This window comes from Pseudomonas sp. NPDC087615, assembly GCF_044743445.1.
Classification (GTDB): domain Bacteria; phylum Pseudomonadota; class Gammaproteobacteria; order Pseudomonadales; family Pseudomonadaceae; genus Aquipseudomonas; species Aquipseudomonas baetica_A.
In genome coordinates this window covers 50,865-61,541 of record NZ_JBIUWM010000038.1, presented here as the reverse complement: position 1 = coordinate 61,541, position 10,677 = coordinate 50,865, and the positions used below count along the sequence as shown (strand labels likewise).

General features: G+C 60.1%; 9 protein-coding genes. 4 read left to right on the top strand and 5 right to left on the bottom strand.

Annotation, left to right across the window (positions count from 1 at the left end):
* Nucleotides 1–240 precede the first annotated feature (240 nt).
* The 3 genes from ACIOU6_RS18925 to motA form a co-directional block, all read right to left on the bottom strand.
* Nucleotides 241–1,374 carry a sterol desaturase family protein gene (locus ACIOU6_RS18925; RefSeq protein ID WP_401138605.1) on the bottom strand — a complete coding sequence of 378 codons (1,134 nt, stop codon included), beginning with the start codon at nucleotides 1,372–1,374 and terminating at the stop codon, nucleotides 241–243.
* A 90-nt stretch (nucleotides 1,375–1,464) separates the two neighbouring features.
* Entirely contained in the window at nucleotides 1,465–2,541 is a 1,077-nt protein-coding gene (gene motB, locus ACIOU6_RS18920; RefSeq protein WP_221731206.1) for a flagellar motor protein MotB, read from the bottom strand.
* A gap of 3 nt (nucleotides 2,542–2,544) precedes the next feature.
* On the bottom strand, nucleotides 2,545–3,396 hold the full coding sequence (gene motA, locus ACIOU6_RS18915) for a flagellar motor stator protein MotA (RefSeq protein ID WP_401138604.1): 852 nt from the start codon (nucleotides 3,394–3,396) through the stop codon (nucleotides 2,545–2,547).
* A gap of 166 nt (nucleotides 3,397–3,562) precedes the next feature.
* Here motA and ACIOU6_RS18910 point away from each other — a divergent pair, with 166 nt between their 5' ends.
* From ACIOU6_RS18910 to asd, 3 genes are read left to right on the top strand one after another with little or no spacing between them, the layout of a single operon-like run.
* Nucleotides 3,563–5,101 (top strand): HDOD domain-containing protein, encoded by a 1,539-nt coding sequence (locus ACIOU6_RS18910; protein WP_401138603.1) that lies wholly within the window; start codon nucleotides 3,563–3,565, stop codon nucleotides 5,099–5,101.
* A gap of 42 nt (nucleotides 5,102–5,143) precedes the next feature.
* On the top strand, nucleotides 5,144–5,959 hold the full coding sequence (gene rhdA, locus ACIOU6_RS18905; RefSeq protein ID WP_401138602.1) for a thiosulfate sulfurtransferase: 816 nt from the start codon (nucleotides 5,144–5,146) through the stop codon (nucleotides 5,957–5,959).
* A gap of 18 nt (nucleotides 5,960–5,977) precedes the next feature.
* Nucleotides 5,978–6,838, top strand: a complete 861-nt coding sequence (asd, locus tag ACIOU6_RS18900; protein ID WP_401138601.1) for an archaetidylserine decarboxylase — start codon at nucleotides 5,978–5,980, stop codon at nucleotides 6,836–6,838.
* A 68-nt stretch (nucleotides 6,839–6,906) separates the two neighbouring features.
* Here the strand turns inward: asd and ACIOU6_RS18895 are convergent, their stop codons facing one another.
* On the bottom strand, nucleotides 6,907–7,308 hold the full coding sequence (locus ACIOU6_RS18895) for a lectin OAA (protein ID WP_221731209.1): 402 nt from the start codon (nucleotides 7,306–7,308) through the stop codon (nucleotides 6,907–6,909).
* Between the two features lie 219 nt (nucleotides 7,309–7,527).
* Between ACIOU6_RS18895 and ACIOU6_RS18890 the strand changes: the two genes are divergently transcribed.
* Nucleotides 7,528–9,282: a molecular chaperone gene (locus tag ACIOU6_RS18890; protein WP_401138600.1), complete on the top strand. Its 1,755-nt coding sequence runs from the start codon at nucleotides 7,528–7,530 to the stop codon at nucleotides 9,280–9,282.
* Between the two features lie 103 nt (nucleotides 9,283–9,385).
* On the opposite strand, the gene serB is transcribed toward ACIOU6_RS18890, so the two are convergent.
* On the bottom strand, nucleotides 9,386–10,600 hold the full coding sequence (serB, locus tag ACIOU6_RS18885; protein ID WP_221731211.1) for a phosphoserine phosphatase SerB: 1,215 nt from the start codon (nucleotides 10,598–10,600) through the stop codon (nucleotides 9,386–9,388).
* Nucleotides 10,601–10,677 lie beyond the last annotated feature (77 nt).

The window sequence follows — 10,677 nt, the reverse complement described above, 5'->3', positions numbered from 1 at the left end:
AAATGCGCCGCATTGGCCGGCCGGAACATACGCTTATCCTTAAGCAAAGAGGAAAAGAGCGCGATGTCGAAACCGTCCCTGGTTTGTGCTCGCGAGAACTGGCGGGCACCCTATCAAAACGAAAAATGGATAGCTGTAGGAAGAATCTTTAACGCCAGGAGGAGATTTCCTTGTTTAACATTCAGCCGTTCAACACACGTAAAAAAGCCGCGATCATCGCGGCTTCTTCTTGCGCCTGACTTACTTCGGTTCAGGCCTCTTAAACGCATAAAGATGCTGCTGCACAATCCCGCCCGGCAGCTCTTTGCCAAATACGCCATAACGCACCGGCCATTCTTTCGGCGGGAGCTTGAAGGTGCCGAACAACATGTCCACCAGTGGCGTGTGGATCGCGTAGTTTTTGTAGATGTAGTCCTTGTGCCGGGCGTGGTGCCAGTGGTGGTAGCGCGGCAGGACGATCAGGTAATTCAGCCAGCCACCCTTGATGCGCACGTTGGCGTGGGCCAGTACGGCTTGCACGCCGACCAGAATCACATAGGCATTCAACGCCTGCGGCGCGAAGCCCAGCAGCATCAGCGGTACCAGTACGCCAGTGCGGGTCAGCAGGATTTCAATGAAGTGCACGCGCGAGCCGGCGAGCCAGTCCATGTGCGTGCTGGAGTGATGCACGGCGTGAAGGCGCCACAGAAAAGGTACAACGTGGTACAGCCGATGCAGCCAGTACTGACCGAGGTCCGCCACCAGCACCGCGAGCAGGAACTGCACCACCAGCGGCAGGCTTTGCACGCTGGCCTGAAAGCCCGGCGACACGGCCCAACCGGCGATGTAGCTCGACGAAGCGGTGATAAAAATCAGGATGAATTGCACCAGCATGTGGCTGACGAAAAAGTAGGTCAGGTCGGTGCGCCAGTGCGGTCGCAGAATGTTTTGCTCGGGGTCCTTGGAATACAGTTTTTCCAGCGGAATAAACACGATGGCCGAGATCAGCAGCGCCAGGACAAACCAGTCCAGACCCAACGAGTACGGGGTCTGCCCGATTGCACTGACCTGCACGTTGGTGCCGCCGAGAAATACCGCCAGCCCGGACGCGACCAGCCCGGTGATCCCCAGACGCTTACGTTTGTTGAGCAGGATATTCAGGGTACCGAGGCTGAACGACAGCACCAGACCCAGCAACAGCGTGGTACGCGCAAACTGTTCGTCGTAGACCTTGCGCAGTTCAGCAGTGGTGAGCCACTCGGGAAACAGGAAGCACAACACCGCGAGCAGGCTCAACAGCCCGAGCGTGGCTGAGATATAACCACTGACCCGCCCCTCACCAAATTTGAAGGGGGCGTGGCCGTGCCGCTGAAAATAGGCTTTGAGTCTTTCCATAACTGATCTTCCGTGATTGCGAAAACTGCGATTGGTCAATGCGACGCAGGCAGAGACAAAAAAGCCACGGTCACCGTGGCTTTTTAGGGGTCACTGCTTCGGCGCGGGGGCCGGTGCAGTGGCCGGGGGAGCTGTCGGCGCCGGCGCCGCACTTCCCGGCTCGGCCGGTTTCGGTGCAGCGTCGTCGAACAGGTTCAACCGTTCACGCAGCTCGTGCGCAGGCACTGGTTGCTGATCCGCCGGCAGTGCGTTCGGATCGACCGGCGGCGTCGCAGCGGCGCCATTTTGCCCTTGCTCTGCCGGTTTCGCCGGTTCGGCACCTTGCGCACCTTCGATGGCTGCCTGAGCCTTCTTGGTCAGCACGACAATGTCGATGCGGCGGTTGACCGGATTGAACGGGTTCTCCCTGTCGAACAACGCCGACGAGGCATACCCCACCACTCGCGCCACTTGCTCGTCCGGATAGCTACCAGCGACCAAGGCACGACGAGCGGCATTGGCCCGGTTGGCCGAGAGTTCCCAGTTACCGTAATCACCACGGCCAATGTATGGCTGGGCGTCAGTGTGGCCGCTGATACTGATCTTGTTCGGCACCGCTTTGATGGTGTCGGCCATGGCCAGCAGGATGTCTTCGAAGTACGGCTTCAGGCGTGCGGAACCGGAGTCGAACATCGGCCGGTTCTCGGCGTCCATGATCTGAATGCGCAAGCCGTTCGGCGTGATCTCGAAAAGGATCTGATCCTTGAACTTCTGCAGTTGCGGGTTCTCGTCGACCTTGTTCTGCAACTCTTGCAGGAGCAGTTCCAGACGCTCCTTCTCGACCTGCTCGGCCATGCCTTCGACCTGATCGGTGTCGACGGTGACTTTGTCCGGTTGCGGCTGGGATTTCACCTCGGGGTTGAGGGTGTTTTCCGGCGCTAGGGTCGGTGTACCGCCCAGATCGATGATGTAAGGCGTGCCGCTTTCAGAGAAGCCGACCGGGTCTTTGAAATAGCCGGCGATGGCGATCTTCTGCTCCGGCGTTGCGGTGGACAGCAGCCACAACACCAGGAAGAACGCCATCATTGCCGTGGCGAAGTCGGCGAAGGCGATTTTCCACGCCCCGCCGTGATGCCCACCGGCTATGCGCTTGACGCGCTTGATGATTATCGGCTGATTATTTTCCATGGCTTAACGACCGCGAACGGCTTGTTCCAGCTCGGCAAAGCTTGGACGGTGCGCCGGGTACAGCACCTTGCGACCGAACTCCACCGCCAGCGATGGCGGCATGCCGGAAGCCGAAGCCACCAGCGAGGCCTTGATGGCTTCGTAGACGTTCAGCTCTTCCTTGGCATCGTGCGCCAGGGAATGCGCCAATGGGCCGAAGAAACCGTACGCCGCGAGAATACCGAAGAAGGTACCCACGAGCGCCGCACCCACGTGCAGACCGATGGACTTCTGATCGCCCTCACCCAAGGACGCCATGGTCACCACGATACCCAGTACCGCCGCGACAATACCGAAACCCGGCATGGCGTCGGCAATGCCGTTCACCGCATGGGATGGATGCTCGAGGTCTTCTTTCAGGCTGTACAACTCCATGTCGAACAGGCCTTCAAGCTCGTGGGGAGCCATGTTGCCGGAGGACATGATGCGCAGGTAATCACAGATGAACGCGGTCATGCGGTCATCTTTAAGGACTGCCGGATACTTGGCGAAAATCGGGCTCGCGGCGGCGTCTTCGATGTCGCCTTCAATGGCCATCATGCCTTCGCGACGGCTCTTGTTGAGGATCTCGTAGATCAGGCCAAGCACTTCCAGATAGAAGGTGTGGCTGAAACGCGAGCTGAACATGCTCAGGGATTTCTTGAGCACGTGCATCGTCATGTAACCGGGGTTGGCCTGGAGGAATGCACCCAGTGCCGCACCACCGATGATCATCACCTCGAAGGGCTGGATCAGGGCGGCAATCTTGCCGTGGGAGAGCACGTATCCGCCGAGCACGCTCGCGAATACGACGATGATGCCGATAATTTTAGCCATAGGTAGAAAGTACTTATTTAAGTCGGGTTCAAGGTCATATTCGGAAGTTAAAAAATCTCTTCTTCTACTTATCGGCAAAACTGCGCCAGACTATAGCCAGTTCAGGCGAAAAGCCAATTTAGCCCATGCCGGGCGCGTCTACAGTCAGTGAAGATCTCGTCCAGACATGGCTAATGAAACGAACGTCCCACACGTAAAACCGACCACCCTTGAAGGCTGGGTGACATGGCTCGATAGCGTGCGCCTGCCCGTGCCGCAAGACGCTCACGACAAAGTGTGCCGGGCCATTCGTGACAACCGCAGTTCTCTGCGCGACATCGCCGACCTGATGCAGGACAGCCCGGCGCTGGCCTTGAGCATCATCCGTGAGGCAAATCGTCACACCCACGGCACAATGAGTACACCGGCGGAAAATCTCGAAGTGGCGATCAACCGTCTCGGCCTCGCCCGCACCGAAGAACTGCTGGCACGCCTGCCTGCCGAACCGCAGATGCAGATTCCCAAGGCCCTGCGGCAACTGCAAATGATCAGCCAGCACGCCACGCAACAGGCCAACGGTTTTTTCGCCAGTCGCCTGGCGCGGCTGTGGCAGGACATTCATTGGGGCAGCCTGCTGTTTCTCTCGCCGCTGTGGCCGCTGGCGCTGACGTATCCGCAGTTGCTTGAAGAGTGGGAGCTGCGAGTTATCCACAAGGGCGAATCGGCGCGCACTGTCGAGAAGCAATTGTTTGGCGTGCGCCTGCTGAAAATCGCCGAGGCGCTGGTACAAGCCTGGCACCTGCCAGTCTGGGTGCAGCAAGGCTATAAACTGCTGCTCAGCGAGCGACGCGAATTGGTCAAAGTCCTGCGTATCGCCCGCGACAGCGAGCACCCGTTACGCCAGCAAAATCGTCTGGACGATGATCCGACGTTGCGCCGCTGGCTCAATCAACCCGCCAACACCGTACTGCTGGCCAACGGGCTGGCGCTGTCGGCGCAACAGGCGTGGGACAGTCCGCACAGTAGGCGCTGGCAGTACCTGACCAGCCTTTATCTGCAAATTTCGATGGACGAGGTGCAGCAGCAATTGCACCAACAGGCGGCCAACAGTGCGCGTCACCATGCGATGCCGGATCTGTGGCACCCGGCCGTTTCGCTGCTATGGCCGTGGGGCACCCATCGCTTGCCGGCCGGAATGCTCCCGGCCGCCGCCCCGAGCGCCGAAGATCTGACTCAGTGGCGCCGGCAATGCGCCGAACTGCTGGCCGAGCCGAGTCGGTTCACCAATGCCATGAGTCTGACCGTCGCCGCCCGTGATGCACTGGTCGCCAGCGGCATGCGTCGGGTGATGATCCTGATGGCAGATCGCACCCAGTCCAATCTGCGCGTGCACCAAACCTTCGGCCTGCCAAAAGAAGCGGGAGCGCTGAATTTTGTGGTCAGTCAGAGCAAAGTCCTGCAACGGCTGCTCGCGCAACAGGCGCAGGTGCGGATCAACCCGCAAAACGACGGACAATTCTCTGCCCTGCTGCCGCCAAGCCTGCGCTCGCTGTTTCGTGGCGAGCACCTGTTCCTGCGCTCACTGGTCAACAATGGCCGGGTGATCATGATCGTCGTCGCCGATCAGGGCGGTGGACCGTTCGCCGATATCACCGTGCAAGCCTTTGGCAAAACCGCGCAGTGCATCGAAAAAGCCCTGCACAGCTTTAGCAGCCGTGGCCGATGAGGCTGCGCTACAATCCCCCACTTTGTGCTCTGGAGACCTCACATGTCTGACTTCTCTGGCTTGCCGCTCGTTATCGAACCGAGCGACCTGCTCCCCAGGCTCGAGGCAAGCGACCTGATTCTGGTGGACTTGACCAGTGCCGCCCGCTACATCGAAGGACACATTCCCGGGGCGCGGTTTGTCGATCCGAAACGAACCCAGTTCGGCCAGCCACCGGCGCCGGGACTGTTGCCGGCCAAAGCCGATCTGGAAGCGTTGTTCGGTGAGCTGGGCCATCGCCAGGACGCGGTCTACGTGGTCTATGACGACGAAGGCGGCGGCTGGGCCGGACGCTTCATCTGGCTGCTCGACGTGATCGGTCACGACAAGTACCACTATGTCGATGGCGGTCTGCCGGCGTGGCTGGCCGATGGCATGCCGATGTCGATCCAGGTACCTCCTGCCGCCGGTGGCCCGGTGGCATTGACGCTGCACGAAGGACCGACTGCCACGCGCGAATACCTGCAAAGCCGTCTCGGCGCCGCCGACCTGGCGATCTGGGATGCACGCGGGCCGCTGGAATACTCCGGCGAGAAAGTCCTGGCCGCCAAAGCCGGCCATATTCCCGGGGCGGTCAACTTCGAATGGACCGCGGGCATGGACAAGGCGCGCAACCTGCGGATTCGCACTGACATGCCGCAGATCCTCGAAGACCTGGGGATCACCAAGGACAAAGAAATCATTACCCACTGCCAGACCCATCACCGGTCGGGCTTCACTTATCTGGTGGCCAAGTCCCTCGGTTATCCGCGAGTCAAGGGCTACGCCGGTTCCTGGGGCGAATGGGGCAACCACCCTGACACGCCCGTCGAGATTTAAGGTTTTTAAGGACAACTAATGAAAGAGCGTCTGTTTATCCTCAGCCAATACCTGCTGCCTCATCATTTGCTGTCGCGCCTGGCCGGCTGCATTGCCGAGTGCCGCGTGCGCTGGTTCAAGAATGCGTTCACCCAGTGGTTCGCCAAGCGTTATCAAGTGGACATGTCGCAGGCACTGGTCGAAGACCTGACCGCCTACGAGCACTTCAACGCGTTCTTCACCCGCGCCCTGAAAGACGGCGCGCGCCCTCTGGACGAAACCCCGGGCGCGATCCTCAGCCCGGCCGACGGTGCCGTCAGCCAACTCGGCCCGATCGAGCACGGTCGGGTGTTCCAGGCTAAGGGCCACAGTTTCAGCGTGCTGGAACTGCTCGGCGGTGACGCGGCAAACGCAGCGCCGTTCATGGGCGGCGACTTCGCCACCATTTACCTGTCGCCGAAGGACTACCACCGCGTACACATGCCGCTGGCCGGCACCCTGCGTGAAATGATCTACATCCCGGGCCGGATCTTCTCGGTCAACCAGACCACCGCCGAAAACGTCCCGGAGCTGTTCGCCCGCAACGAGCGCGTAGCGTGCATTTTCGACACCGAACGCGGCCCGATGGCGGTTGTTCTGGTAGGCGCGATGATTGTGGCTTCGATCGAAACCGTGTGGGCCGGTCTGGTCACGCCGCCGAAGCGCGAGCTGAAGACCTTCCGCTACGACGAAGCCGCCCGCGCACCGATCCATCTGGAAAAAGGCGCCGAACTGGGCCGTTTCAAGCTGGGATCGACGGCGATTGTGCTGTTCGGGCCGGATCAAGTGAAATGGGCTGAAGAACTGGCGGCTGGCTCGCCAGTGCAGATGGGCCAGGGTTTGGCGCTGCCAAAAGCCTGAGTCTGATGTAGCCACTGATCCGCCCGTTCGCACGTCTGCGAAAGGGCGGATACGACTCGAGGGGACCGTTACTCTATTTGCCCACGAAAGCCGATTGGCCCTTCGTTGGCATAGGTATTGGTGCCACTGAGGTTTTTCCCTCCATCATTGGAAGTGACGCTCAACGCGACAACGTTCTGATTGTCCCGTCCGCCAATAACCCACTTGCCGCCCGGATGCCACGGGGCATCGTTGCCACCCCACTGATTCTCGACGTTGTACTGGTTCTGGCCTGTGCGTTGCGCCTTAAAGCCAATGGGGCCTTCACCGGCGTAGGTCATGGTGCCGGTGAACGTTTTGCCGTCGTCGCCGGACTTGATCTCGATGGCCACGACGTTCTGGTTGTCCCGCGCGCCCAGCACCCAATCTCCACCTGGATGCCAAGGGGCCGAACTGCCGCCCCACTGATTTGCCACTACATATTTAGACATGAACCTCATCTCCTTGAAGTTATGAAGAGACCTGCCCGCTATTGGCAACAGGCCGTACGACCGTGCGTATCCGATCGCACGCCTAAGAGCCTAGTAGCGCCTGCGACATGGCAACGAGCCAGCAGACAAACGGTAAAAAACCCACACGAGTCCGCGAACCTGGCCACAGCTGCTAGAGTTTTGGGCATTGCCCCATTCGTTTCCGGAGCTGGTCATGGCATGAGTGAGCCTCGATTCCAACCGACATTGCGCACCCCGACACCAACGCAAACGCGCCTGTCGTTCTGTGAACACACCCCGCGCGATCTCAAACGCTGGATCGCCGACCTGCCCAAAGCCAACATCGGCGAAACCGCCCGCCTGTTGTATCAAGGCCTGGGCGAACTCAATCTGTTGCTCACCCCCAGTGACAATCGCCTGCAACTGCTGGAGCTGCTGCGCCCTGAGGTGTATTTCGTCTGCCAGCATCTGGAGCGGCACTTTCTGCATCAGGCGATCATGCTCGACGAGCGCTCGCGCAAGATCAGCAACCTGTGTCAGACACTGCAAGGTCAGCTGGCCATCGGCTACAAACAGATCGTGTTACGCATTGTGCCGAAGTACAGCAAGGATCGTGCGGCACTCGTCAGCCAGGCCCTGCAACGGGCAGCCCATGCACTTAAAGCTCAATGGGTGCGCGCCACGCAGTTGTACAGTTCGCCGCCGGAGCATCTGTGGCTCGAGCTGCATCAGCTCTATCGAATTGCCTGTGAATTGCAGTTGCAGCAGCGCCAGGTGCATGACGATCTCGCCAGCCTGACCACCGAGTTGAGCCTGGAACAGACTTACATCGCCGCTCTGCTATTGGGCAGCGCCCGCTGCAATCAACTGCGGCAGAACCAGATCGCCCGACTGGCTGAAGTGATCGAACGGTGGAGTGCTTTGCTCAAACTGCATCCCGGTAGCCCGGACGAAGGTTTGTTTGCGATCAGCGCCGAACTCGATGCCGGGCCGCGCTATCGCAACATGTTTCGCAATGAGCAGACAAACGCACTGCTCGGCTTCGATCCGCAGCCGCTGGTGAATGTCATTGAGGCACTTCTGCAGCGCCAGGACACGTCGACGCCGCTGCCCGTCCCTGCCGGGCTGAGCTTCGACACCTTGCAACACCTGCATGCGACCTGGGGCCAGGCGGCCGAGCGCAGTTTTCAGCGCACCGTAGGCCAAGGCAGCCTGACCGTGTGCGTGGGCATGAGCGCCCTGCACTTCTACCTGGGTGGCGAACGCACGTTCAGCGAACTGCTCAAACACCCCGGCGCGCGCGTGGCAAACTTCAGCAGCGTCGTGACCCAGGGTGAAAAGGACAGCTGGAGCCAGTCGTTCGACGCCGCGCCGCAAAGCAAGGCCGATGAGTTTCTGCCCTACGAAGAAATTCAGTACGACCAGTTGGTGGAGGACGAAAGCAGCACCGACAGCACGCCCCACTATCCGACGTATGCTCTGCCTGTGATCAATCACAGTCCCGGTGGTTATTGCCTGGGCTGGCCGAAAGAAGTCCCCGTCGAGTTACAGACCGGGGAAATGCTCGGGATTCAGGACAGCACGAATCAAGGTTGGAGCATCGCGGTCATTCGCTGGATCCGGCAGGTGCTCGGCAGCGGGACGCAGATGGGCATTGAACTGGTGGCGCCTCATGCACAACCGTGCGGTTTGCAACTGGTGCGCTCGCGGGACGATCACAGCCACTATTTACGGGGACTGCTGCTGCCGCAGATCAGCGCGATCGACTTGCCGGCCACCTTGCTGGCGCCGCGTTTACCATTTCAGGAAGGCAATAGAGTGCTGATCAACACCCAGGGCGAGGAACACCCCGCCGGACTGGATCGACGGGTGGCGAGTACGCACAGTTTCAATCAGTTTGCCTATCGCTCGCTGGAGGCTGCGCAGCAGGGCGGGAGCGAAGAGGATTTCGATTCGTTGTGGAAGTCGCTTTAGACCGAGTTGCGCCCTTCGCGAGCAAGCCCGCTCCCACACTTGAAATGCATTCCAAAGTGGGAGCGGGTTTGTTCGCGAAGAGTCCGACGCTGGCCCTGGAGAGTCAGAGCTGCCCGTCGCGATCCCGGAAGCCCAGCAGATACAGCACGCCATCCAGCCCAAGCGTGGAGATCGCCTGCTTCGCCGACTGCTTGACCAACGGCTTGGCGCGGAACGCCACGCCCAACCCGGCAATGGCCAGCATCGGCAGGTCATTGGCGCCGTCGCCGACCGCAATGGTCTGCTCCAGACGCAAACCTTCCTTGTGCGCCAGTTCTTTCAATAGGTCAGCCTTGCGTTGCGCATCGACAATCGGCTCGATCGCCACGCCCGTGCACTTGCCGTCGACCACTTCCAGTTCGTTGGCGAAGACGTAGTCGATACCGAGTTTGGCCTGCAATTGCTTGGCGAAATAGGTGAAGCCGCCCGACAGGATCGCGGTCTTGTAGCCCAGACGCTTGAGTTCAGCGAACAGGGTTTCGGCTCCCTCGGTCAGGCGCAGCGAAGCGCCGATCGAGTCCAGCACGCTGACGTCGAGGCCTTTGAGCAGCGCCAGACGCTCTTTGAAACTGGCGCGAAAATCCAGTTCGCCCGCCATGGCACGCTCGGTGATTTGCGAAACCTGCTCGCCAACCCCGGCCGCCTTGGCCAGTTCATCGATGACTTCGGCTTCGATCAGCGTCGAGTCCATGTCGAACACCGCCAGACGACGGTTGCGACGGAACAGTGAATCTTCCTGGAAGGCGATGTCGACGTTCAGTTCCTGCGCAACGCTGAGGAACTCGGCACGCAGCGCCTGCGGATCAGCCGCTTCGCCCCGCACGGAGAACTCGATGCAGCCCTTGCCTTGGTCGGCCGGGGTGTCGAGCGGCATACGACCCGACAGACGGTCGATGTGATCGATGTTCAGACCGTATTTGGCAGTGATCGAACTGACAGCCTGCAATTGCCCGGCAGTCACTTTGCGCGTCAGCAGGGTGACGATGTGACGTTTCTTGCCCTGATTGCCCACCCATTGCTGGTAATCCTCTTCGGACACCGGGGTGAAGCGCACTTGCTGATCAAGCTCGTAGCCCTTGAACAGAATGTCCTTGAGCACGGACTTGCCTTGCTCGGAATCGGGAATTTCAACCAGGATGCCAAACGACAGGGTGTCGTGGATCACCGCCTGACCGATGTCGAGAATGTTCACACCACCTTGTGCCAGAACGCCGGTAATGGCCGCAGTCAGACCCGGACGGTCGACTCCCGTGATGTTAATCAGGACGATTTCGCGCAACGCGCACCCCCGCAACTGGAAAAAAACCGCATTCTACCCACTTTCAGTGACCATCGGGCACCGCGAGCGCTTTGCCG